Source organism: Halopseudomonas sp. SMJS2 (assembly GCF_029866945.1).
Lineage (GTDB): Bacteria > Pseudomonadota > Gammaproteobacteria > Pseudomonadales > Pseudomonadaceae > Halopseudomonas > Halopseudomonas bauzanensis.
The window spans coordinates 1,324,675-1,347,239 of record NZ_CP123445.1 but is presented as its reverse complement, the minus strand read 5'-3'; the positions used below and the strand labels follow the sequence as shown (position 1 = coordinate 1,347,239).

General features: G+C 58.3%; 23 protein-coding genes. 6 read left to right on the top strand and 17 right to left on the bottom strand.

All coding sequences use genetic code 11. From position 1 onward, the window contains the following. Positions 1–86: 86 nt before the first annotated feature. Positions 87–500 carry a DoxX family protein gene (locus QAO71_RS06420; protein WP_036992536.1) on the top strand — a complete coding sequence of 138 codons (414 nt, stop codon included), beginning with the start codon at positions 87–89 and terminating at the stop codon, positions 498–500. Positions 501–550: 50 nt separating this feature from the next. Here QAO71_RS06420 and QAO71_RS06415 read toward each other — a convergent pair whose 3' ends face one another. Together QAO71_RS06415 and QAO71_RS06410 are read right to left on the bottom strand one after the other, a co-directional pair. After that, entirely contained in the window at positions 551–871 is a 321-nt protein-coding gene (locus QAO71_RS06415) for a tetratricopeptide repeat protein (RefSeq protein WP_036992537.1), read from the bottom strand. Positions 872–921: 50 nt separating this feature from the next. Continuing rightward, positions 922–1,809, bottom strand: a complete 888-nt coding sequence (locus tag QAO71_RS06410; protein WP_036992539.1) for a LysR family transcriptional regulator — start codon at positions 1,807–1,809, stop codon at positions 922–924. A gap of 119 nt (positions 1,810–1,928) precedes the next feature. Between QAO71_RS06410 and QAO71_RS06405 the strand changes: the two genes are divergently transcribed. The 4 genes from QAO71_RS06405 (at position 1,929) to QAO71_RS06390 (ending at position 4,321) form a co-directional block, all read left to right on the top strand. Further along, positions 1,929–2,543, top strand: a complete 615-nt coding sequence (locus tag QAO71_RS06405; protein ID WP_136869963.1) for a glutathione S-transferase — start codon at positions 1,929–1,931, stop codon at positions 2,541–2,543. Positions 2,544–2,572: 29 nt separating this feature from the next. Further along, complete coding sequence (locus tag QAO71_RS06400; protein ID WP_036992542.1) at positions 2,573–2,986, top strand: VOC family protein; 414 nt, start codon at positions 2,573–2,575, stop codon at positions 2,984–2,986. A gap of 245 nt (positions 2,987–3,231) precedes the next feature. Then, complete coding sequence (ycaC, locus tag QAO71_RS06395) at positions 3,232–3,852, top strand: isochorismate family cysteine hydrolase YcaC (protein ID WP_036992544.1); 621 nt, start codon at positions 3,232–3,234, stop codon at positions 3,850–3,852. 61 nt (positions 3,853–3,913) lie between these two features. Beyond that, positions 3,914–4,321, top strand: coding sequence for an OsmC family protein (locus QAO71_RS06390; RefSeq protein WP_051611328.1), 408 nt, complete (start codon positions 3,914–3,916; stop codon positions 4,319–4,321). Here QAO71_RS06390 and QAO71_RS06385 read toward each other — a convergent pair. The 14 genes from QAO71_RS06385 to QAO71_RS06320 form a co-directional block, all read right to left on the bottom strand. Next, positions 4,312–5,430: an MFS transporter gene (locus QAO71_RS06385; RefSeq protein WP_036992545.1), complete on the bottom strand. Its 1,119-nt coding sequence runs from the start codon at positions 5,428–5,430 to the stop codon at positions 4,312–4,314. The genes QAO71_RS06390 and QAO71_RS06385 overlap by 10 nt on opposite strands. Next, on the bottom strand, positions 5,427–5,984 hold the full coding sequence (locus QAO71_RS06380) for an AraC family transcriptional regulator (RefSeq protein ID WP_051611330.1): 558 nt from the start codon (positions 5,982–5,984) through the stop codon (positions 5,427–5,429). The genes QAO71_RS06385 and QAO71_RS06380 overlap by 4 nt, the downstream gene beginning before the upstream one ends. A gap of 147 nt (positions 5,985–6,131) precedes the next feature. Continuing rightward, positions 6,132–6,770 carry a response regulator transcription factor gene (locus QAO71_RS06375; protein ID WP_036992547.1) on the bottom strand — a complete coding sequence of 213 codons (639 nt, stop codon included), beginning with the start codon at positions 6,768–6,770 and terminating at the stop codon, positions 6,132–6,134. A 4-nt stretch (positions 6,771–6,774) separates the two neighbouring features. Further along, positions 6,775–9,612: a sensor histidine kinase gene (locus QAO71_RS06370; RefSeq protein WP_169304617.1), complete on the bottom strand. Its 2,838-nt coding sequence runs from the start codon at positions 9,610–9,612 to the stop codon at positions 6,775–6,777. 248 nt (positions 9,613–9,860) lie between these two features. After that, positions 9,861–10,640, bottom strand: coding sequence for an alpha/beta fold hydrolase (locus QAO71_RS06365; RefSeq protein ID WP_136869801.1), 780 nt, complete (start codon positions 10,638–10,640; stop codon positions 9,861–9,863). A 230-nt stretch (positions 10,641–10,870) separates the two neighbouring features. After that, positions 10,871–12,364: an MFS transporter gene (locus QAO71_RS06360; RefSeq protein WP_280165521.1), complete on the bottom strand. Its 1,494-nt coding sequence runs from the start codon at positions 12,362–12,364 to the stop codon at positions 10,871–10,873. 50 nt (positions 12,365–12,414) lie between these two features. Continuing rightward, positions 12,415–12,837 (bottom strand): DoxX family protein, encoded by a 423-nt coding sequence (locus QAO71_RS06355; protein WP_136869799.1) that lies wholly within the window; start codon positions 12,835–12,837, stop codon positions 12,415–12,417. 104 nt (positions 12,838–12,941) lie between these two features. Next, the gene (locus tag QAO71_RS06350) at positions 12,942–14,921 is read right to left on the bottom strand and encodes an amidohydrolase (protein ID WP_280165520.1); all 1,980 of its coding nucleotides are present in this window, start codon (positions 14,919–14,921) and stop codon (positions 12,942–12,944) included. 32 nt (positions 14,922–14,953) lie between these two features. Next, complete coding sequence (locus tag QAO71_RS06345; RefSeq protein ID WP_280165519.1) at positions 14,954–15,736, bottom strand: SDR family oxidoreductase; 783 nt, start codon at positions 15,734–15,736, stop codon at positions 14,954–14,956. Continuing rightward, complete coding sequence (locus tag QAO71_RS06340) at positions 15,733–16,308, bottom strand: antibiotic biosynthesis monooxygenase (RefSeq protein WP_280165518.1); 576 nt, start codon at positions 16,306–16,308, stop codon at positions 15,733–15,735. Before QAO71_RS06340 ends, QAO71_RS06345 begins: the two co-directional genes overlap by 4 nt. 46 nt (positions 16,309–16,354) lie before the next feature. Continuing rightward, positions 16,355–17,041, bottom strand: a complete 687-nt coding sequence (locus QAO71_RS06335; protein WP_036992555.1) for a hydrolase — start codon at positions 17,039–17,041, stop codon at positions 16,355–16,357. Between the two features lie 133 nt (positions 17,042–17,174). Then, the gene (locus tag QAO71_RS06330) at positions 17,175–18,560 is read right to left on the bottom strand and encodes an alginate export family protein (RefSeq protein ID WP_036992557.1); all 1,386 of its coding nucleotides are present in this window, start codon (positions 18,558–18,560) and stop codon (positions 17,175–17,177) included. Positions 18,561–18,592: 32 nt separating this feature from the next. Further along, on the bottom strand, positions 18,593–19,732 hold the full coding sequence (locus QAO71_RS06325) for an NAD(P)-dependent oxidoreductase (RefSeq protein WP_280165517.1): 1,140 nt from the start codon (positions 19,730–19,732) through the stop codon (positions 18,593–18,595). 401 nt (positions 19,733–20,133) lie between these two features. Beyond that, the gene (locus QAO71_RS06320) at positions 20,134–20,535 is read right to left on the bottom strand and encodes a RidA family protein (RefSeq protein ID WP_036992560.1); all 402 of its coding nucleotides are present in this window, start codon (positions 20,533–20,535) and stop codon (positions 20,134–20,136) included. A 193-nt stretch (positions 20,536–20,728) separates the two neighbouring features. On the opposite strand from QAO71_RS06320, the gene QAO71_RS06315 reads away from it, so the two are divergent. After that, positions 20,729–21,673: a LysR family transcriptional regulator gene (locus QAO71_RS06315; RefSeq protein WP_036992562.1), complete on the top strand. Its 945-nt coding sequence runs from the start codon at positions 20,729–20,731 to the stop codon at positions 21,671–21,673. A gap of 6 nt (positions 21,674–21,679) precedes the next feature. Here the strand turns inward: QAO71_RS06315 and QAO71_RS06310 are convergent, their stop codons facing one another. After that, complete coding sequence (locus QAO71_RS06310) at positions 21,680–22,078, bottom strand: pirin-like C-terminal cupin domain-containing protein (protein WP_280165516.1); 399 nt, start codon at positions 22,076–22,078, stop codon at positions 21,680–21,682. Between the last annotated feature and the right edge of the window lie 487 nt (positions 22,079–22,565).

Sequence of the window (22,565 nt, the reverse complement as noted above, 5' to 3'; positions counted from 1 at the left end):
AACATATCTGTCAGCTTTAGTTTAGATACCACTAAGCTTCTTTCCCGCATGAACGCGTCACAACTCTCAATGTGAGGCAGCAAAATATGCGCTATACACTTTTTGAACATCAGAAGAATGAAATTATTCTGATTGCTCGCATCCTGCTCATGATCCTGTTCATCATGTCAGGGTGGAGTAAGCTGACCGGCTTTTCGGGCACGGCGGGTTATCTGGAGTCGCTTGGGGTGCCGGCTCCCATGCTAGCCGCCGCCATTGCCGTGATCATCGAGTTCTTTGTCGCCATCTTGATTCTGGTTGGGTTCTACACCCGCCCGCTGGCCTTTCTCTTCTTCTTGTTCGTACTGGGTACCGCTGTGATCGGACACGACTTCTGGACGATGGTCGATGCTGATCGAGCTGCCAACATGACTCAGTTTTTTAAGAACATGAGCATTGCCGGAGGGTTGTTATTGCTTGGGTTGACCGGTCCAGGCAAATACTCGGTTGATGGTCGCTAGTTTTGTGGCGTACTCAAGCCGGCTCAGATACCGGCTTGTATCTCTTGCACTCAAGACAGCCTCTTCCTTTCCAGCCTTTTCAGAAAAACCGTCATCTCCTTGCCAGCCTGGACATCCCCCTTTTTCTCTGCGGCAGCCACTCCGTCTTCCCAGGCCAGCTGCGCTGCATCCAGATCACCCGCCTCCTGATGCGCCTTGCCAAGCAGCTTCCAGGCTGCCGAATAACCGGGATCCTGCTCGATGCATTCGGCCAGATGAGTAACTGCCTGCGGATAGTCCGCTAGATCCAGATAGCACTTTCCCAGACTGAACCTCAGCAGGGGTGAGTCACGCCCTTTGGCGAGCATGGCCTCAAGCTGTCGAACATCCATTTTTACCTCCTACAACATCAGTGATCGCACCAATGTCGGGCCTGTACCGCTTACAGGGATGATCCCTGCACGTGCTGTTTTGCGGCTTCGATAAAGGCCCGCACATTGGGGTGATTCTTGCGCCCGCTTTGAAAGAGCAGTGAAATCGGCAGCGTCGGCGCAGCATCGTCGGTCAACAGGAGCACGAGCCGGCCTGCGGCGAGTTCATCGGCGACTTGATACGACATTGTCCTAATCACACCCAAACCCGAGACCGCCGCTGAAATGGCTGCTTCCATATTGTTGACCGAGAATCTTGCCGAGCGACCAAAACGGCGGATTTCGTCCAATCCCCATCCGCGATGGGGGCCCGCCTCGTCCTCGACCCTGATCACTTCATGCTGCCGAAGATCGGAAAAAGAGATCGGTCGGCCATGTTGTGCAAGATAGCCGGGGCTGGCCGTGAACACACGTCTGACCTCCCCGACTCGTAGCATATGAAGTGAGCTGTCAGGCAGGTCGGCAATGCGGACAGCAACATCAATGCCCTCCTCCACCAGGTTCACCACCCGATCGAGCAATAGAAACCGGATCTGCAGTTCGGGATATTGTTTTAACAGTTCGACGATAACCGGCTGAATATGCAAGCGACCGAACATGACCGGCGCCGTCACCGTCAGAACTCCGCTCGGCGTCGAGCGGCGTCCTTGGACAATATCGAACGCCTGGTCTATCTCGGCAATGCCGGCGCGGCAGTGTGCCAGGAACAATGCCCCTTCGTCGGTCAGTCGCACGCTGCGGGTGGTACGCCGCAACAGCTGCACGCCGATGTTTGATTCAAGCACGGCGATCGTGCGCGAGACGGTAGTGGGCGACAAGTTGAGCCGGCGCCCCGCTTCGGCAAAGCTTTGATGCTCGGCCACGCTGATAAAGGTTCTCAGCGCCCGCAGTCTGTCCATGCCCTGACTCCAATGGATTGATATCAGTTTTCGCAATAGTGAAGTGCGAACCTGAGAGATTCTCTCACTTCTTATCAACAGACAGAATGACTGCATCGTTAATACGGAGGTCCTTCATGATGAAACTCTACCATTACCCACTATCCGGACATGCACACCGGGCTGCCCTTTTTCTCTCGCTCACTGGCGTACCCCACGAGCTGATCGAGATTGACCTGTCTGCCGGCGAGCATAAGCAACCGGCATTTCTTGCACTCAATACCTTCGGCGAAGTGCCAGTGCTTGATGATGATGGCGTCGTCATTGCCGATTCGCTGGCGATCCTCGTCTATATAGCGCGCAAAATCGGACCTTCGCATTGGTTACCGACCGAGCCAGCGGCAGAGGCACAGGTGCAGCGGTGGCTCTCGGTAGCGGCTGGAAAAACCGCCTATGGTGCCTGCGCTGCGCGTCTCATCACCGTATTCGGCGCGCCCTTCAACGCAGAGGAAGTCATCGGGCGCGCCTACGCGACACTGGCCGTCATGGAGCAGACCCTGAGAGATCAGCGTTGGCTCGCAAGCACGGCACAACCCACTCTCGCCGACATCGCGCTGTACAGCTATACCGCACGGGCTCCCGAGGGAAATGTGGATCTGGCCAGCTATCCGCGAATCCAGGCCTGGTTGCGCCAGGTCGAAGAGCTGCCCGGCTTCATTCCCTTTCAACGTACGCGGGCCGGGTTGGACGCCTGATCTGCCCTTCTATATCAGGAGCGAGCAACATGAACTTTGACCATTTACGTCTCGACCATATCGGCATCCGCGTCACCGATCTGGCGATAGCTGAAGCCTTCTACGCCAGGCTCGGCTTCGTGCGCGATCCCGAGGAATATGCCCCAGCGGTTAAAGCCTGCGGACTCGTGCACCCTACCGGATTACGTATCCATTTGATTTACAACGGCGAACCGGCAAGTGAAGGCAATGTTCTGCTGGACGCCGCGATCAAGCGGCCAGGCTATACGCACGCCGCCTTTATCGTCGACAGCATGGATGAGCTGGTGGCATGGCTTGCGCGCGAAAATATCAGGATCAGCGAAGGTCCGGTCATGATGGGCCATGGTCGCCGCAACGTCTGCTTCATCCGCGACCCCGATCTGAATGTACTGGAGTTCAACGAGATACTCACTCTGAACTGAACCATAAGACCCGTGCTGGCCCCCTCGCAAGCCGACGGACAAATCGATAAAGAAAATCGCAGAAATGTGGGCATTTTCTGCGCATTGGACAGACTGAATGTCGGCGACCACACAATCATCCCAATCCAAGATGGTCATCCAATAAAACGTGGCGGCTCTTTGTAACAGTCGAAGGCAGAGCTCCCGGCAGCCGTGATGGCGCGGCTGTGCAGGGCACTGAAATTTAACTGAAATGGAGAAGAAAAATGGCTCTTGAATATAAGCGTTTGGATAAAGACGATGTCGCCCTGCTGATGGTAGACCATCAGGCTGGCCTGCTCTCCCTGGTACGCGACTTCTCCCCTGATGAGTTCAAGAACAACGTTCTGGCTCTGGCAGATATCGCCCAGTTCTTCAACATCCCGACCATATTGACCACCAGCTTCGAGGAAGGCCCGAATGGCCCCATGGTCCCGGAAATCAAGGCAGCATTTCCAGACGCGCCTTACTTTGCCCGGCCCGGCCAGATAAACGCCTGGGACAACGAAGACTTCGTGAATGCGGTAAAAGCGACAGGCAAGAAACAGCTGCTGATCGCTGGGGTTGTCACTGAGGTGTGCGTGGCGTTTCCTGCGCTATCGGCAATCGAAGAAGGTTTTGACGTGTTCGTCGTGACCGACGCATCGGGTACCTTCAACTCCGTAACGCGCGACGGCGCGTGGATGCGGATGCAAGCTGCCGGCGTTCAACTGCTCAACTGGTTCGCCGTGGCGGGTGAGCTGCATCGCGACTGGCGCAACGATATCGAGGGCTTTGGCGGCATCCTGGCCAATCACCTTCCCCACTACTCCAACTTGATGCAGAGTTTCACCGCTCAGCAAAAGTGACTTCAGGAGCACGCTCTCACCCGTTGAGGGCGTGCTTATCCTGACATTCCTATGGTGCCCCATGTCCATAAAGCTCTCCAAAAGCGATTTAGGAAAATTCCGTCAACTGCTCCAGATCGACCAGCACGAATTGATTGCAGACGCACGGCTGGATCCGGATTCTGATGGCGGACCCAATCCCCATGACCTCTATGACGCGGCTCTTGCTGCATGCAAGGCCATCACTTTATTGATGTACGCTGAGCAAGCCGATATCCCTTTGGAAGATGTGCAAATAACCATCGAGCGGGACAGCAGTGAAGAGCGATCTGGTAAATACCATTTACAGGTTGGGCTAGGCCTCAAGGGTAAATTGGATTCCAACCAGCTCGATCGGCTCGAAAAAGTGGCCGCCAAGTGCCCCGTTCATAAGTTGATGACAACCGTCGAAACCATGATCACGACCACTTGTGAAGTCATTCATGGATAGATCGCAATCGCAACAAAAGCTGCGGAGGCAAAGACCACAAGCGCATTGATAACACCAACTGCAGCCAGCGTGGCACCGAACAGTGGGTTGCCCGCTGTCTGGCCAAGTGCAAGAACAAGAAAAGGAATACCTAAACCCAGATCCGGACGATCTGGAAGAAGATCGATGCCTTGAATGAGGTAAGCGCCGGTAGAGACGATATAGGCGGCGCCGAAAACGCCCATGGCGACGAAGCCATACAGGCTGGAAACTGACGCCATAGCCAGTCCCAGGGTTCCTATCGCCATTCCCAAAAGCGCGAACCTGTGGACTCGCCGTTTGCCGTATCGGTTGGTGAAAATGCCGGTAAGGCCCCCGCTGATGCCAGCAGCGCCAAGCGCAATCCAGGCCCAGGCAACATGGCTATCAGTAAAGCCAGATTCGTTACGCAGAATATCGGCGCCAAACGTCCATATCGCCGTACTCGACAGGCCCATAAGAAAGGCACTGCAGCACAGTGCAAATAGACCCGACCTCTTCAGGATGGCCCACTGGAAACCTTTTATTCCTTCGCCGATCCTGCCCGGAGGAACAGCGAACCAGAGCCAAACGGTTACCCCACCACCAATCAATGCAAACAGGGTATAGAGTTCGCGCCAGGCTCCAGCAGCAATCAGGGCCGCCATGCCGGATAGGATAATGCCGACTGCCGTTCCGGCGTTGATCATCGCGTTGGCTTTAGGCCGATTCTGCTCACTGAACTGCATGGATACAGCAGCGGCGAGTGGGGGCGATGTCAAGCCTGTACTCAACCCCGCCAGCGCTATGCCCAAGCCCAACGACAGTCCCGACGTCGCCAAGACAACACACCCCATCCCAAGCGTCGCGGCCAGCCCTGCCAGCAGCGTGATCGTGCGAGGCCCGAGTCCGCCGTTGCAAGAAAAAGAGAAGACGATACCAGCACAATAAGCCGCAAATGCGCTGCCTCCGATCCATCCTGCTTCCGTTACATCCAGCGCAAGATCAGCGCGGATCTGCGGCAGCAGCAAGCCATAGGCGAAACGAGCCAATCCGTAGGAAAGAGCCGTCAGGGCAAAGGCGACGGCAACAAGATTAAGGTTTCGCCTCACAGCTCGGAATTCGTCGTATGCAACTTTCGCCAGGTCTGCGGCGACAGCCCCGTTTCCCGCCTGAATACCCGGCAAAAGTGGGACTGATCGCAAAAACCGTGAACCAGTGCGATATCGCTCAAGGAGTGCCCCGAACAGAGCATATATTGCCCTGCCGCTTCCACTCGCCTCGCAGCGACATAGGTCAGCGGCGTCATCCCTGTCGTCTGTTTGAATGCATGGGAAAAATGACTGACGCTCAGCCCCAATAACGAAGCGAGTTCGGACGTTCGAATGCATTGGTCGAGGTGTTGTTTTATGAACTCGTCGATACGCGCGAGTTGCCACCGGGCTAGCCCGCCTCTGGCTCTGCGCTGCGAAGGTTCGCTGTTACTGGCGGGTGCCAGCAAGGCGATTGCTTGGTCAAGATAAGCCGCCGCTGCGTCGGGATCACGATGAATGGCCCTTTCCGTCTCCGTTAGCAGTGCCAGCATTTGCCGGCTCTGTTTCAACCACTCGGGATGTTGAGGCGGGGTATTGTTTGATGGGAAATGTACGCTCGCACTCTGGTTCATGACTCATGCTCCTCGGCCAGGGTCTGATCCAGGCGACGCGTTTGACTCGCCACCCTCGGTTGAACAGGATGATCCTGTGGCCGAACCGCTCACAGAGCCGAAAGGGGTGGCCTGAATCAACACTAAAGTGGGGGAACGCCAGTTACCTTATTGTGAGAGTTCGATAATCCCTCGCTGAATGCCAATAGTCACCGCATGCGTCCGATTATTGGCGCCCAGCTTGTCCATGATGTTTCGAAGATGCCCTTTTACGGTATCTTCGCCGATCGCCAAGGCAACAGCCGTCTCCTTGTTTGACAGGCCATGAGCGACATGGCGCAATACATCAAGCTCCCTGTTGGTCAGACCATCCTGATCGATGTGAGCCGCCAATTCCGCAGCGATCTCCGGAGGAAAGCGTCGCTGTCCCGCTGCCAGGGCGCGAATGGTGTCAATGAGCTCATGGCGCAGGGTACTTTTCAAAAGATAGCCGCGCGCCCCCGCCTTGATCGCTTGCAGCGCCCTGACATCGCCTCGGTACGTCGTCAATACCGCGATGCGAGCCTGCGGAAACTCCGACATGATGGAGCTGATGGCGCCGATGCCATTGAGCTCCGGCATCTGCACATCCATGAGGGTGACATCGGGTTGCATCGCTCGGTATAGCCGGATTGCCTCCAGGCCATTGGAGGCTTCCCCGACCACGCTGATGTCCTCAAAACCTCCCACCACCGCGGTAATACCCTCGCGTATCAGCGGGTGGTCGTCCACGATCAATACCCTGATGGGTTTTCTGTAATCAACCATAGCGCTACCCTACCCTGCTGAAGCGGGTTTTACTGCCGACGGTACCTTCATAGGCAACGGAGGCAGGCAGTGACAGGCTGATCCGCGTACCGTTTCCAGTATTGCTTGTGATCGACAGCCTTGCGTCAATTCTCTCGGCACGTTCATACATGCCCCTCAAGCCCCCATGCTCAGGTCGCCCGCGCATTCGCTGGTAAAGCGGATCAATGCCAACCCCATCATCGGCAACAAGCATCTCGAACCTGTCCGGAGTGTATGTAAAGGTTACGGAAATCTGCGTCGCTTGCGCATGGCGAAGCGAATTGAAAACCGCTTCCCTGCCCACCTGATAGACAGCATCGCGAACCGCGTTCCTCAGCGCCAACGGCTCACCCATATTGCTGACATGGTAGGCAGTAGAATCCGGACCGCCGGCCTCCAGCTGCAGCGTCTGGAATGCGGCAGCCAGATCTTCCACCGGAGCCATCTGGCCGCGCAAACCCATGATCCGGTCGCGGCCTTCAGCAATCACCTGCTCGGCACGGTCCAGCGAGCGCTCCATCGCATGACGAGCATGGGACTCCGTGGGCAGACGGTCAGCGACCGCCTGAAAGCTGAGCATCATCCCCTGCACGCTTTGCAGCAAGGTGTCATGCAACTCGCGCGCGATGCGTTCGCGCTCCTGAAAGCGCTCCTCCAGGCGGGTCCTGAGAGCTGCCTTTTCCCGTCGCGTATACACGCGGGACACCCAGAACACGAGCGCCAGCAACGTTAGTGAAAAGATCAACAGGAATCCTGGGCGCAGATAGAAAACCTGGGGAATGCTGATAGTCAAAGCCGCGTCAGGGAGATTGAAATGTCCATTCCCGCCAAGCGCACGGACCTGGAATTCGTAATCACCCGGACGCAGGCGTGGAAAAGTCGCTTGCCTGGAGCGCCCAGCGTCGATCCATTCTGAATCATGGCCATTAAGCCGGTATTGAAAGCGCATGATCTCTGGTGCGGCGAGCTTCAAGGCTGAATAGGTAATCACTAGCTTTTCCGGCGCAGCTATTAACCGAACGGGCGCGGTGGAGATATCAACATCGACTCCATCGGCCGTCAACGACTTGATCGTGACGGCGGGTGGGTGTGCCATACCCCTTGGTTGGTATGGATCAACATGGGCGACTCCGTCTCCGGTAGCGAACCATAGCAAGCCTTCTGGCGTGTAGACCGCAGTGGGTACCGGCAATACCTTGTATGGATCCATGGGGAGCCGGCCGATATGATCATGCGAGCTGTACAAGAGTGTGTCGCCACCGGCTATTACCCGCTCGATCTCTGCTGCAGGCAGTTTGAAAATGCCGCCGCGACTGTGTACCCAGATATCCATCCCGGACTCACCTGCGTTCTCCTCAGCCGGTACGGCGACCAGCCCGTAGATATTCTGAAAGCGGCCGGCAGCCGGCAGTTCCAGAGGATGAAAGAGCCCATCCTTGAGATACGCCAAGCCGTGCTGGCCACCTACCCAGGTGCGCCCGGGCAAATGCAGCATCGCCGTGACATGACCGATGTTCAGCCCTTCCTGCTCGCCCCAGCGTGCGATCTTCTGCTCATCAACAGACACCAGCAGATTGTCCCGGTAGCCGAACCACAGCGTGCCCGCGAGGTCCCGGGAGGCAGTGACAGGCATCACCTGCCGTTCGGAATCACTAACCGGCTCGATGCGTCGCCATCGCTGATCAGCCCAGACGAAAAGGCCCGCTCGGTTGATTGAGACCCATATATCACCATCCTTACCTACCGTTATGGCCCTTACAGCAGCTTCGCGGGCGGATTCGACAGGTAGTTTAGCGATGCGCACCGGTCCGTCCTCTGAAAGCGAGAAAATCCCTTGATACCCGCCAATCAACAAGCCGTGTTGCTGACTGTTTATCAATGTGGTGATCGGCATGTCCAACTCAAACATGGGGCGGCTGTCGCCCCGCAGGCCTATCAGCTGGCCATTGTCGGAGCCGATCCATAATGAACCATTACCGCCTACTGCCAATGCATGACTGCCCGCGCCGGCAGGCAGAGCGAGGGGAGATTGTATTTTACGCGTGAATCGATCCAGTCCCGTATCCGTGCCCACCCATAGGGTGCCATCGCGGTCGATCAGCTGGGCCAGTACATTATTGGAGCTAAGTCCGTCGCGAACGGTATACGAGCTGATTGCAGCTTGATCCTTGACAGATTTGGGCCGCTCTCCGGCAGCGAGGTAGTGCACGCCGGAACCCAACGTACCCAGCCAGGCGTCTCCCTGCTCATCCAGAACGATACTCACCGTGCGTGAAGCCGGTATTTCTTCAAATGTAATGTCGGCATAGCCTGTTTTTTTCAGACGCAGTAGATGGTCCCTGGAACGATCCGTTATCCAGATGTTGCCTGCAGGGGAAGATGCTATTTCGCTGACCGATTGACTCTTGATGCCGGTCCGTATGAACGCAGATGCCCTTGGGGGGAGCGTATATAATTCCTCTTCGCTCGCCGCCCACACATAACCATCTGCATCCACGTGCACCGCTCGGGCATGGCGGTCAGGGAAACCCGCTTCCTTGCCAACCAGGTGCCAGCCCGTGCCGTCATGCCGGGCAAGCCCATCATCCGTCGCGGCCCACACATGCCCTTGCTGGTCCTCGGCCATGTCGTACACCACCCCGCCCGGAAGGCCCGGATCAACCGGTTGCAACACGCCGTTTGCGCTGATCAGGCGGGCCCCACCGGCACGAAAACCCACCCACAGACCTTTGCTGGTGCTGAGAAGCGCCGAGACTACGCCCAGCGGCTCACCGTCAGCAGGCACGAATTTCTCAAACTCAAAGCCATCGAAGCGATACAAGGAATCATGCGTTCCCAGCCACAGGTACCCATCAGCGGTTTGCGCAAGCGCTCCTACTGAGCTGGGGCCCTGGTCGCTAGCAGTCCAGCGGCGATGGTCCATGTCGTCAGAGATGCGCGCCGATACATTCGTACACGCGATGCAACCAAGCACGAGGCTCAGCAGCAAAGTGACATATGTTCGCAAGGAAAGTACCTACTGCCTGCGCCACAGCGCTTGGTGTATTGGGCATTCAGTTGGAGGCGCAATCAAAACCAGCCCAGTTGCTGCTGGAGCCATTCAAGGACGCGGTCCGCGACCTGCTCCCAGCCCGGCTGCGTAATAATCAGATGACCGTAGCCGGGAAAGCAGATGTAGTCTGTCGGCGCCAACGACTGCCTCTGATAAAAATAGTTGGCCAAAACCACAGAGCTGGCAACCATACGATCGTCACTACCGGAAATCAGCAATAAGGGCCCGCGCTCGTGTTTGAAGAGTAATCTGCTGCCCACGCCTAATGCTACCGTTGTCATCAGTTTTTGCGGGACTCGACCAACAAGCCGTTCATAGAGCGGGTCGGCTATCTGCCGGGATGCCGGATGCCCCAAGCAGCGTGAGAGCTGCGCAGGCGTCAGGTGTAGAAAGCGCATGCCGTTCAGTCGTTCAATTTTCGCTGTGAGGATATGCAGCAGCGAAAGAATGCCGGGGAAGACGCGCTGCGGCGGCCGCGGAGCAATAGCTATACCAGCCACGCCCAGACCTCTATCCAGGAGCAATTGAACAACCAGCCCGCCCATTGCATGCCCGATAAGTATAGGCGGCGCCGGAAGGGCCGCAATCCGCTCCGCATAGAAGTCGACGAGACGCCCAAGGGGCGACGACGACCGGTTATCTTCGCCATGCAGGATTTGATACCAGCCCAGCTCGCCAGGGGCTGGCAGCGACAACACACAACAGGCGTAACCGCAGGCCTCGAAGTGGCGCTCGAACTTGTCCCACACCGTCGGGACCAGCCAATCGCCCTGAATAAAACAGACCTGATAATCCACGGCCGGAAATCAGCGACGCGCTACGTGCATAAGATGGGGTTTCAGGTCGCGACGCCGCTGCTCGATGACCGTTTCAATCATGTCGTGTCTCCTGCTTGCTTATCGCCCGGACCATCCGCTCGACCTCAGTGTCCAGAGTCAAAGTGGTCGCAGCAGGTGACGGACGACGGGCGGTTGATCGCCGATGTGAAACGCGTTCAACAGTTCCTGATCCAGCGCATCGCTATGGGTCACCCTCGCATGCTGGCGCAGATGCTCGCTCCAGCTTTCGACGACGAACTCCTCCACCACCGGCCGGGTTCTGCGGCGTCTTCCCAGATATCCCAGCGGATCGCGCCGTCGCGATAGCGCGTCGCGCCAAATTTGCGCAGGGTGGCGGTGAACGCGGCCTGTTGCTCCGGGGCGATCCGGTATTCGATTTCGACCAGGACGGGGCCGCGGTCATCGGCAAGCGGGATTGCCAGAACAGGCTCGGCCCAATGGTTCGAGGGCGCCAGATCGATGGTGGAATCCTTCGGCAGCCGCCAGCGCAGGGCCAGCAGGATCGCCAGCGTCTGGCCGATGGCCGCGATGATCAGGGCACCGGCGACGCCTGTGTTGCTGGCAAGAGTACCCCACAGGATACTGCCGCCGGTCATAGCTCCCTGAAGCACCAGCAGATAGACTGCGAGCGCCCGGGCCTTGACCCAACCGGGCGATGCCATCTGCGCCGCGACGTTGAGCGAGGTCAGCATGCCGATCCAGGCGACGCCGGCAGCGAACATCACGGCCCCGGCCAGCCAGGCATTGGGCGCCAGCGCCAGTGCGAGGGTCGCAGCCGCGAACAGCAATGTCGCCCAGACCGAGACCCTGTTGGACGCTACCTTCTTGCGCAGGTGTTTCAGCAGCAATGCGCCAACAATGGCACCGGTGCCCATGCAGCCGAGAAGCGCGCCGTAGCCCGCCGCATCCAGCCCCAGTTCGCGGCGGCCCACCAGTGGCAGCATCGCCCAGAGCGCGCTGCTGAACAGGAAGAAGCCCAGAGTGCGGATCAGTACCAGCCGCATCGCCGGAGAATGCCGTGCATAGCGATAACCGGCCCGCAGCGCGCCGAAGAAATGTTCGGGCGGCAAGCTCTGTACGATCGTGGCGCGCTTCCATGTGACAAGCACGATCAATACCGCTGAAACCGACATGGCATTCAGCGCGAAGACCGCCGGAACGCCGGCCATCGCCACGATCACCCCGCCAAGCGCCGGGCCTATGGCGCGGGAGATGTTGACGCCGAGACTGTTGAGCGCCACCGCATCGGGCAAGGTGGCCTTGTCGACCAGTTCTGGGACGATGGCCTGAAACACCGGCGCGCTGAGCGCCGCCGCCACGCCGAGCACAAAGGTGGCCGCGAGCAGGACCCACGGGGTGGTCAGCCCTTGAAAGGTCAGGAAGGCCAGAACGGCGGCAGCAGTAAGACCGAGGACCTGTGCGGACAGCAGCATCTTCCGGCGATCGACGATGTCGGCCAGCGCCCCGGCCGGCAGGGCCAGCAGGAACATCGGCAAGGTCGTGGCGGCCTGCACCAGAGCCACCAGCAGTGGGCTGGGCGACAGCGAGGTCATCAGCCATCCCGCACCGACATCATGCATCCAGGTGCCGATGTTGGAAATGATCGTGGCGATCCACAGCGCCCGAAAGACCGGTAAGCTCAGCGGGCCCTTCGCCGGGGCGGGCATGTCAATGGCGGTCATCCGATTCTCCTTGACGGGTGAGGTGGTTTAGAAATGTCAGGCTACTGTCGTCACAGATCGAGGGACGGGTTCCGGGCAAGATCCACCCAGGCGACAAGTAGCAACCCCCCGATGAGACCGAGATGTTCGAAAAAGGCATTCTCGTCTGCGCGCCTGGCCTCGCCTGCCGGCTGCGCCCAGAACCGCAGCGCGATCAGGGTGGACAAAAGCGTGAATCCGGCCAGTGCCAGCGCACCCAGCCAGCGCAGGAAGCCCGTCAACACCATCACGGAGGCACCCAGTTCCAGCGCTATCACCAGAACGGCGAACAAGGCGGGCGGGGTCAGGCGGAAGTCGATCATCTCAACGACGGCGCCGGGGAAATCGGTCAGCTTGACCAGCCCTCCCTGGATATACGCCGCACAAAGTCCCAGATGCGCAAGGAACAGCATCACGGTCGAGAGTGCACCACCCGCCTCAATACTGAATGACATCAGCCCTCTCCATCGATACGGGTGACAAAGCGACCCTTTTGGCGTTTATCCTATGATGGCGCGGCGGGCTCCAGGCCGAGGCAGCGGGGCCCGATGTCACGCTATCAGAACGCAAAACAGGAACATCCGAAAGCGCCCCAGAAACCCTGGTAATCGCTGACCGGTACTGAAGATGTCCTGACCTGGTCATGCTGATGTGCATGTACTCCACAAGGCCCCGAGCAATGATGAACGCTTGCCTGCAGCGGAGCGTTGGGCTTCCAGTGTCCGGGTACAAGCGCTACGGGCGACCAGTCCGGCATCACCGGTATTTCACCAGGAGACAACGGCCCAAACTCTCCCGTGGCATATACAACCTTGCCGCCGACTACGGTCAGCACCGACTCCATCAACTTTATTTGTTCTTCCTCGACATTGAAAAAGTCCGCGTTGAGGGCGATCAGGTCGGCCAACTGGCCAACTTTCAACTGCCCCTTTTTGCCTTGCTCTGAGGAAAACCAGGCGCTGCCATGGGTAAAGAGTTCCAGCGCGACTGCACGGGATAAGCCTTCGGGATACAGCGCCATACCTCCCACCGTCTTGCCGCTGACCATCCAGTAAAGCGAGGTCCAGGGGTTGTAACTGGATACCCGCGTAGCGTCAGTACCCGCGCCTACCGGCACGCCCTCGGCGAGCATCCGTTGAATCGGCGGCGTCTGCTCCGCGGCCTTGCTGCCATAGCGGTCAACAAAGTACTCGCCCTGGAATGCCATGCGATCCTGGATCGCGATGCCGCCGCCTAACGCTCGCACACGCTCGATATTGCGCGGCGTAATGGTTTCAGCGTGATCGAAGAACCACGGCAAACCGTTGAAGGGGATGTCCTGATTGACCTTTTCAAACACATCCAGCATGCGCGAGATGGATTCGTCATAGGTAGCATGCAGGCGGAACGGCCAGCGGTGTTCTACCAGGTGCCGCACCACGGGTTCAAGCTCCTGCTCCATCTGCGGCGCAAGGTCCGGACGCGGTTCAAGAAAATCTTCAAAATCGGCCGCAGAAAACACCAGCATTTCACCCGCACCGTTGTGACGGAAGAAATCGTCGCCATCACCAGGTTTTACTTGCCCGGTCCAATTTTTGAAGTCAGTCAGCTCTTCTTTGGGCTTCTGGGTAAAGAGGTTGTAGGCAATACGCACGGTCAACTGATCGTTCTCTGCCAGCTCGCGCACCACCTCGTAATCATCCGGATAATTCTGGAAGCCGCCACCGGCATCGATGGCACTGGTCACACCCAGCCGATTCAACTCCCGCATGAACTGGCGCGTGGAGTTGACCTGATATTCGATAGGCAGCGTCGGCCCCTTCGCCAGCGTTGAATAGAGAATCATCGCATTCGGACGCGCGATCAGCATCCCGGTGGGGTTGCCATTGGCGTCGCGCTGAATTTCCCCGCCGGGGGGATTGGGCGTATCGCGGGTATAGCCAACCACCCGTAACGCGGCGCGGTTCAATAAAGCCCTGTCATACAGATGCAGAACAAAGACCGGCGTATCCGGTGCCGCCTGGTTGAGTTCATCGAGCGTTGGCATCCGCCGTTCGGCAAACTGGAATTCATTCCATCCGCCTACCACCCGCACCCACTGCGGCGTCGGTGTACGGTCCGCCTGCGCCTTGAGCATACGCAGCGCATCAGCCAGCGAAGGAATGCCCTCCCAGCGCAACTCAAGATTGTAATTGAGGCCGCCACGGATCAGATGGAGGTGGGAGTCGTTCAACCCTGGAATTACCGTGCGCCCCTGCAGATCAACCATCTGAGTTGCGTCGCTGCGGAACGCCATCGCCTCGGCATCACGGCCAACGGCAACGAACTTGCCATCCTTGATCGCCACGGCTGTGGCTCGCGGTTTTTCTCGATCCACTGTGTGCAGATCGCCATTGAAGAAAATAATGTCAGCAGTCATGTTGCCTCCGGTGATAGTTGAGGACGTTGAGCCTGCAGCCGCTGCAAACGGAAACGTCGACCACAGAGCGCCTGCAGCGCCGATCAGTGATCCAGCGGCGATAAACCCTCGGCGGCTCTGGTCTGTTGGTTTTTTGGTCATGGCATGGCTCCTTCATCGTCGCCTTGTAACCATCAGGCGATTGCGCCACCGTCGACGGTCAGAATGGCGCCCGTGATTACGCTCGCGGCGGGACTGGCAAGAAAGACCACGGCATTAGCGATTTCGCGCGGCTCGGCATAGCGCCCCAGAGACGTCAGGCTTCGCTGGAAGTCGGCCGCTTCACCATCCGCTGGATTGGCATCAGTATTGGTCGCCCCGGGCTGGACCAGATTTACGGTGATGCCGTTGGGGCCCACTTCGCGTGACAGACCACGAGTGAACGCGGTCAGCGCCGCCTTGGACATGGCATAAGTGGTTATGCCCGGGAACGGGACCCGCTCGCCCAGCGCCGAACCGATGGTGACGATGCGTCCTCCTTCGGCGAGATGCGCAATAGCGGCCTTCGCAAACAGCACTGGAGCACGCACGTTAATATCCATTACCGCCTGATAATCGTTGATGTCGATGTCAGCGATCATTCCGGCATGACCAATCGCCGCGCTGTTGACGAGGATATCCAGTCCGCCGAGCGCCGAGACCGCCTCGTCCACAGAGCGCAGGATGGCTTCCGGGGCAGCGCTGTCAGCCTGGATAGCGATGGCGCACCGCCCGGTGCTCTCGATGGACTTGGCCACCGCATCAGCCTTCTCAGCCGAATGCTGGTAGGTAAACGCAACGTCAGCGCCGTTCTCGGCCAGTGCCAGCGCGATCGCCGCGCCGATACCACGCGATCCTCCAGTGACTAATGCACGCTTGCCATGCAAATTGATCATGAGTTCACCCTGTTTTACTGGGCCTATTGGTTCATGTGTCATGACGCCGCTCCGTCATCATCAGTTAACCAGTCAGCGAACCAGCCGGTGACCATGGGCATAAAGAGGTAAACCACCAGCACAACGATGGTGGCAGTGATAACAAGGTTGCTTGCAACGTACCCACCCAGCCAGGGGATGCCCGCAAATAACGGGCGCCAGACCAGGGGCACCAACAGACTGAGCGGCAGGATCACCAGAAAGGTCACGCAGGCCTGTTTCCAGAGTGGCGGCTGGGCATTTGAGTCAGCGGGGATGAACCAGAAGTCCTTCACCGCAGTCACTTCGGTCTGGTCCCCTTCAACCAATAACGGCAACGCCTCGTTGATCAATTGTTTGCGTTCATGGGATTCCAGCCATGCCTGCAATCGCTGGGGCCCCCGAAAACGCAAGACGATGGTGAAGCTGGTCAAACCCGCGTCTCGGCTACGCGCCACATTCACACCCAGGTGACCTTCGAACTGATCGGCTACACCTATGGTGCGGCGTAGCCAGGCTTCATAAGCGGTAAGCTGCGCGGGCCGCACGCGGTGGCGGACGACCAGCGTCACTATCTCGGGCAACTGTTGGACCATGATGGGCACTCCAGAATCGGGGCGGGCAGAACCGCCCCGTAACGGTCTAGATCTCAGCGTGAACCGGCGCCAGCGTGGGGCCGTGCTTTACCCGCTCTTCTGCCTTGTGCACCATGGTGTAGGCATAATCGACACCCATGCCGTAGGCGCCGGAATGCTCTCTAGCCACGGCCATCACTTCGTCGTAGGTATCGCGGTTTTTCCAGTCGCGCTGCCACTCCAGCAACACCTGTTGCCAGGTAACCGGCACCACACCGGCCTGGATCATCCGCTGCATGGAGTAATCGTGGGCCGCCTGGCTGGTGCCGCCAGAGGCGTCAGCGACCATGTAGATTTCGTAGCCGGCATCGTGCATCGCCGAGAGTGCGAAGGTGTTATTGCAGACTTCTGTCCACAGCCCGGAGACAATCACTTTATTGCGCCCGTTACGCTTGAGCGCATCGCGCACTTTCTGATCATCCCAGGAGTTCATCGAGGTGCGCTCAAGGATAGGCGAGTCAGGAAACACCTCCAGCAGCTCAGGGTAGGTATGTCCCGAAAAGCTTTCGGTTTCGACCGTGGTGATCACAGTTGGCACGCCAAAGATGCGCGCCGCCTTCGCCAGGCCTACGACATTGTTCTTCAGGGTCTGCCGATCAATGCTCTGCACACCGAAAGCCATTTGTGGCTGTTGGTCGATGAAGATCAGCTGGGAGTTGCTGGGGGTCAGGACTTCAAGCTTCGGGTTCTGCATTGTGCTCACCTTTATAAGTAAGGGGGTTTGTGAAGCGTCCGTTCAATGTCGCAAAGTACTGCCGCGTACTATTGGATGACTGTCTGACGTTGGGATGATTGTGTGATCGGTAAAGGCATTAACCCATGACGGATCAGAACTTCCATTCAATCTGGGTCTTGAAAAAGTTCACGTCACCTCCGCCTGCCTGCTTGATCACCTCCTCGGCGAAAAAGTGGCTGACACTCAGATCCATCTTCAGGTGCCGGCCCCATTGGTAATCCAGGCTGATCGATGGCGTGTGTGCCACAAAACTTCCGGACGCCGCCGCCGTGCCTGGCAAAGGGGCCAACCCACGAACATAGACAGCGTCCTGTTTCTCAAGACGCCAGAAAAAGTTCCAGTCCAGCGCCAGCGCGAGTTGGGGAGTCAGGCGCCAACTGATCTCTGGTTCGATGTTGTAAAAATTCTGAGGCGCAAAGATCGCTGCCTCCTCGAAATAAGCCAGGTTCGGAAACAGCGGATTAAAGGTTTGGAGCCGTCCATCGTCAGGATCACTGTCTCCACTAGCAACGTTGGCACTCAGGGCTATTCTCGGCTGCCAGCGCGCATCGGCAAATCGGTAGCCAACGAGGCTGGCCACGGTCCAGGCATGAATGTCGGAATCGCCAAAATCACCAAACTGATACAGGGCTTCAAAGTCCCAATCCCAGCCATTTTGCATACCGTAGAGACGCATCCCCACCGAATGCCGAGTTTCATCCTCCACACCTTGAGCATACGCAGCGTCTTTTCGATCCAGGCCAAGGTAATAAAGATCAGCGCTGCCGCGGCCAAGCCCCCAGGTACTGTACAGCCCCCAAATGGAGTCATCATCGTGACTAGTGTTGTTGAATGTCCCTTCCTCCACATCGACTGCCTGGAGGTAAAACACCTTCCACAGCGCTCCACCATAAGAGCCATCCCAACGCAACCCGTCATAAGAGCGCCGGATATTGGATCCGTCCCGGGTACCCATAAGCCGCGCCGACCCCAGTCCCATTTCCTGCCGACCGATCCGCCACCGGGAATCCCCGGTTTGCCAGTCGAAGAATGCCTGACCCACGGCAGCCCTATCCTTGTCAAAGGGACCGGGTGCAAGGTCACCACCCGCATCCGCATAGTTTGCACTCAACTCGACAAAGGCTCGAAACCCGTCACCGAGATGGATATCCGCATGCCCATAGAAGCGCTGCAACCAAACCGTGCCATCCGCCCCACCCTGCAATCCAAACCGATCATTGTCATAGGCGTTGATACGACTGCGCACTGATCCCCCGAACGAAACGAGCCCTTCGTGACCAACCATCTCAAACGGCTGATACTTCAGGCTTTCGTAAGTATTCCGCGGCGCCTTTTCAGCTAAATAGCGATAATCTTCGTTCCAGCGGAACGTTTCAAATGCGGGATCAGCGGCCTCAGCTGTGGACGCTACAACTATCATTACCAGTGGCGTTAATAACCTCGCCGTATAGGTACCCGCTCGCGGATTCATCATCATGGTTTCTCACTTTGGTGATCCATAGGAGACTTTTAAGGTGCTGCCACACATTCTCTTTGGTCATTCCAACGCTCAGTTCGGTCCAGCCCTCTCAGCGTCCAGCGGAACGATGCTGCCGCCTTCCGCCTGCAACCGGGAAAGATAAGTGGCGTGATCGATAACCTGGAAAGGAAAATACAACCCACGATGCTGCCGCCTTCCGCCTGCAACCGGGAAAGATAAGTGGCGTGATCGATAACCTGGAAAGGAAAATACAACCCCGCCGGGGTCGGCGCATTGCCATCCAGCCCGGCCAGTCGCTCGAGGATCATGCTGACGCCCAGTGCGGTCAGCTGGGCTGCGCCGCCCGGGTGAAAGACCGCATGGCGAGTGCGCAGCGGATGACCATCATGGTCCTCACCTGCCAGCTCGATGATGATCTCCGTCGATTTAGGCTCACCGCGACGCCGGGATGAACTGATACCCGTTGCGATGTTGAACTGCACATTCGACGCCCCAGTCGCTGCCGCCAGGCCCGCGACATCGATAGACGAGAAGCCAGCAGCTTCTATCCTGGTGCCATCGATCGCATGGAATTCGGCTCTGGCATCGTCGTTACTGCGCCAGACATAACTGCCGTCGCGACGAGTAAGGGCCGCCGGCATCATCTGGCTCAGCCGCTCAAAATCCTCGGCAACGGCCGGCCCGCCGCCATCCTGCTCATCAACAAGCGCCCCGATCGTGATCTCATGAATCTTTGCATACGCTTTGGCGCACACGAGCGCGCCGATGGTGGTAGCGCCAACCAGCCACTCATAGCCCAGCACCATCGCCGCAGCGCTGGGCGAGTGCATATAGGTCGCGACTTCGGGGGCGATTTCATAAACTCCAGAAGAGATGCTCAGATGCGGCAACCTACGATCCTGCGCGAAGCGTAGGCCGGCCAATCGTTCGTCGGCGTAAAAGACCGCGACAGCCCTGACCTTACGGTCACCGAGACCAAGGTCTTCAGCCCGCGGGTCGATCACCACGCCCTCTGCCTGGCCGATCTCGTCAGCCACTTCTCGACTCTTGAGCAGATCACGTCCACCGATCAGCAATGGGAGGTCGGGGTAAACAGCGCGAAGTGCGCGGGCGCTCAAGCGTCCGATCGCGCCTGTGCCACCCATCAGAAGGATAGGTTCTGGAATCATTGCTAAGTGCCCTCGCAAAGGTAACAGCGCGGCTGAATGGGTGTGCCCAGTCCGGCCCCGCCGCGTCGTTGTTCAATGAATGATTACGGTGACGCGAATCTCGAAACGCATCGCCGGAAGTCCCAGTGCTTCCCCCCGACTACGTCCAGACCGGTGCATGGTTGAGCATGTACTTGCCAGTGCAGGCCAATGTCACTTTCGCAAAGCGCCCCCATTCATTATTGGATGATTGTCTGAGGTTGGGATGAGTGTGCGATTAGCGACAGCGCGAAACCTTATCCAGGCCTCGCCACAGCCATGGCGGCTGTGATCGGACGGTGTCGTACACCCCGTCCTGAACAAGCAACCGGGAACCTGCCATGCAGAACAAGTGTGCCCAGTCCGGCCCCCCGTGTCGTTGCTTACTGAATGATTGCGGTGACGCGAATCTCGAAACGCATCGCCGGAAGTCCCAGTGCTTCAACCCCCAACTGCGTCCAGACCGGTGCATGGTTGGGCATGTACTGGCGGTACAGCTTGACGATAGTGTCGTTGACGATCGGCGGAAAGCCACCGACATGGTATGTATTGACGTGAATAACGTGATCCCAGCTCGCCCCGGCCTTCCCCAGAACGAGCTCGATATTGCGGAAGGCGGCGGTAATCTCCTCCTCGATGGCCTCCGGGATTTGCAGGGCATCGTTCCAACCACCCTGACCGGATGTCTCCACCCGGTTTCCGATCTTGACAGCGGTCGAGAAATGCAGCGTTTGGCGGAACGTCTCGCCGAATCCGGGCGTGACGGTGAATTCGGGCTTTTCCATTATGTTTCTCCGAAGAAATTAAGCGTTTCAACTAGATTGAGCATCGCGACTCGCCAATGGCACTGTCGCAATGCAGTGCCACTTAATTATTGGATGTGAGAAATCTTAATGACGGGCGTCTGGCTGATAAACTGGCAAACACAGGCAACACTGTTTATCAAACCCAAACAATGCGAGAGCCAGGGGAGCGTAGATGGACCGTTTCGATGCCATGCAGGCCTTTGTCCGCGTCGTGGAAACCAGCAGCTTCACCAAGGCGGCGGAAACCCTGCACCTGAGCAAGACGACCGTGACGCAACTGGTGCAACAACTGGAGGCGCGCCTGAGCGTCAGGTTGCTGAATCGCACGACACGCAAGGTCAACGTAACCCCTGACGGCGCGGCTTATTACGAACGTGTGTTGCGCTTGTTGGCCGATATGGACGATGCCGAAACCAGCTTGTCCGGCGCCTTGGCGTCGCCCCGGGGCAGGCTGCGAGTGGATGTGCCCAGTCCGTTTGCCAGCATGATTCTGGTGCCGGCGTTGCCGGCCTTTCACGCCAGGTATCCTGACATTCAGCTGCATCTTGGCGTGAGCGATCGTGTCGTGGACTTGATTGATGAGAACGTGGATTGCGTCGTACGCGGGGGAGCGATTACCAACCAGTCGCTGGTGGCGCGGCATGCGGCGGATTTGCCGCTGGCGGTGTATGCAGCGCCGAGCTACCTCGCGCGGGCGGGTCGTCCCGGCCACCCCAGCGAGTTGGAATTGCCGCATCACCGTATCGTGGGCTTGTCATGGTCGGGCACTCGGCGTGTGTTCCCGTCCACCGTACGTCGTGACGGCGAAAGCATTGACGTGCAAGGTCGGTCCACTCTGGTGGTTGACGATGGCAATGCCTATCTGGCGGCAGGCCTGGCGGGAATCGGCGCCCTCTGGCTGCCGTCCTATATGGCCCAAGCGCACGTGGCGCGAGGTGAGTTGATCCCTTTGTTTACGGATTGGCAGCTTGATCCGATGCCAATGTACGTCGCATTTCCCCAGAACCGGCACGTCAGTGCGAAACTGCGCGTGTTCATCGACTGGGTCGTTGAGTTGATGGCGGAGCACGCGCCGGTTGTATCCCGACCTCCCTTACGCGGCGGTGCGGGCTCCTAGCGTAATCTACTTGAATCTAAATGGCGCCGGCTCGTCCGGCAATGGAATGAACTCCGCATCGTCGGCATCCGGCAGTTTCATCCTTCCCGCCTGCCAGTCAGAGGCGGCCTGAGCGAGCCCTTCCTTCGAAGAGGACACGAAGTTCCAGTGAATGAACCGCTCGCCCGCGGAGTCGCCGCCGAGCACCATGACTCTGGAAGGCTCCAGGGCACGTACACGCGAAGCGGCCAAGCCGAGCACCAGCATCCTGCCGCTCTCGTAGCGTGTTCCGTCAAACTCCACCGCCCCGGTCGCGATATAGAATGCGCGTTCTTCATATCCACCCGGAATCTCAGCGGTGGCGCCTGATGCCATGTCGAGATGCGCATAGAACAGCGGTGAATGTGTTTCGGTTCCAGCGGTCAAACCGTAGGCCTGCCGGCGATCCGCTGTCCGGCCACGCCAGCATCATTCCATTGCGGCAAATCGAGCCCTGCATGATGGGAGAACGACGGGGCGATCTCCTCCTGTTCGGTAGGCAGTGCCACCCATGCCTGGATACCGTGCAGGTGATCGCCACGCCCTCTGCCTGGTCGATCTCGTCAGCCACTTCACAACTCTTGAGCAGATCAGGTCCACCAATCAGCAATGGGACGTTGGGGTTAATAGCGCGAAGTGCGTGGATGCTCGCGCTGACGGAATGAGCCTGTGGCTCGACTGCGATCGCGACTTTGCCCCTGAGACCGTTGCTTGGGGTCTCCAGCAAGGCATGGGCGAGAGCAATCTCACTCTGAGCGCCGCGCGTACGACCAGCGCTTCCCTCGCCGTACCGCTCATCTCGAGTGCAAGCTTCCTAAAACGCCCGGACACTTTCGCAAAGCGCCGCTACCTATTATTGGATGATTGTCTGAAG

Bases quoted from the DNA above. Each gene is read 5' to 3' on its own strand.
- QAO71_RS06325 (WP_280165517.1), bottom strand. From the start codon at position 19,732: ATGATTCCAGAACCTATCCTTCTGATGGGTGGCACAGGCGCGATCGGA.
- QAO71_RS06410 (WP_036992539.1), bottom strand. From the start codon at position 1,809: ATGGACAGACTGCGGGCGCTGAGAACCTTTATCAGCGTGGCCGAGCAT.
- QAO71_RS06355 (WP_136869799.1), bottom strand. From the start codon at position 12,837: ATGTCATTCAGTATTGAGGCGGGTGGTGCACTCTCGACCGTGATGCTG.
- ycaC (WP_036992544.1), top strand. From the start codon at position 3,232: ATGGCTCTTGAATATAAGCGTTTGGATAAAGACGATGTCGCCCTGCTG.
- QAO71_RS06390 (WP_051611328.1), top strand. From the start codon at position 3,914: ATGTCCATAAAGCTCTCCAAAAGCGATTTAGGAAAATTCCGTCAACTG.
- QAO71_RS06380 (WP_051611330.1), bottom strand. From the start codon at position 5,984: ATGAACCAGAGTGCGAGCGTACATTTCCCATCAAACAATACCCCGCCT.
- QAO71_RS06320 (WP_036992560.1), bottom strand. From the start codon at position 20,535: ATGGAAAAGCCCGAATTCACCGTCACGCCCGGATTCGGCGAGACGTTC.
- QAO71_RS06335 (WP_036992555.1), bottom strand. From the start codon at position 17,041: ATGCAGAACCCGAAGCTTGAAGTCCTGACCCCCAGCAACTCCCAGCTG.
- QAO71_RS06340 (WP_280165518.1), bottom strand. From the start codon at position 16,308: ATGGTCCAACAGTTGCCCGAGATAGTGACGCTGGTCGTCCGCCACCGC.
- QAO71_RS06360 (WP_280165521.1), bottom strand. From the start codon at position 12,364: ATGACCGCCATTGACATGCCCGCCCCGGCGAAGGGCCCGCTGAGCTTA.
- QAO71_RS06400 (WP_036992542.1), top strand. From the start codon at position 2,573: ATGAACTTTGACCATTTACGTCTCGACCATATCGGCATCCGCGTCACC.
- QAO71_RS06345 (WP_280165519.1), bottom strand. From the start codon at position 15,736: ATGACACATGAACCAATAGGCCCAGTAAAACAGGGTGAACTCATGATC.
- QAO71_RS06415 (WP_036992537.1), bottom strand. From the start codon at position 871: ATGGATGTTCGACAGCTTGAGGCCATGCTCGCCAAAGGGCGTGACTCA.
- QAO71_RS06330 (WP_036992557.1), bottom strand. From the start codon at position 18,560: ATGATGATGAATCCGCGAGCGGGTACCTATACGGCGAGGTTATTAACG.
- QAO71_RS06405 (WP_136869963.1), top strand. From the start codon at position 1,929: ATGAAACTCTACCATTACCCACTATCCGGACATGCACACCGGGCTGCC.
- QAO71_RS06350 (WP_280165520.1), bottom strand. From the start codon at position 14,921: ATGACCAAAAAACCAACAGACCAGAGCCGCCGAGGGTTTATCGCCGCT.
- QAO71_RS06315 (WP_036992562.1), top strand. From the start codon at position 20,729: ATGGACCGTTTCGATGCCATGCAGGCCTTTGTCCGCGTCGTGGAAACC.
- QAO71_RS06375 (WP_036992547.1), bottom strand. From the start codon at position 6,770: ATGGTTGATTACAGAAAACCCATCAGGGTATTGATCGTGGACGACCAC.
- QAO71_RS06420 (WP_036992536.1), top strand. From the start codon at position 87: ATGCGCTATACACTTTTTGAACATCAGAAGAATGAAATTATTCTGATT.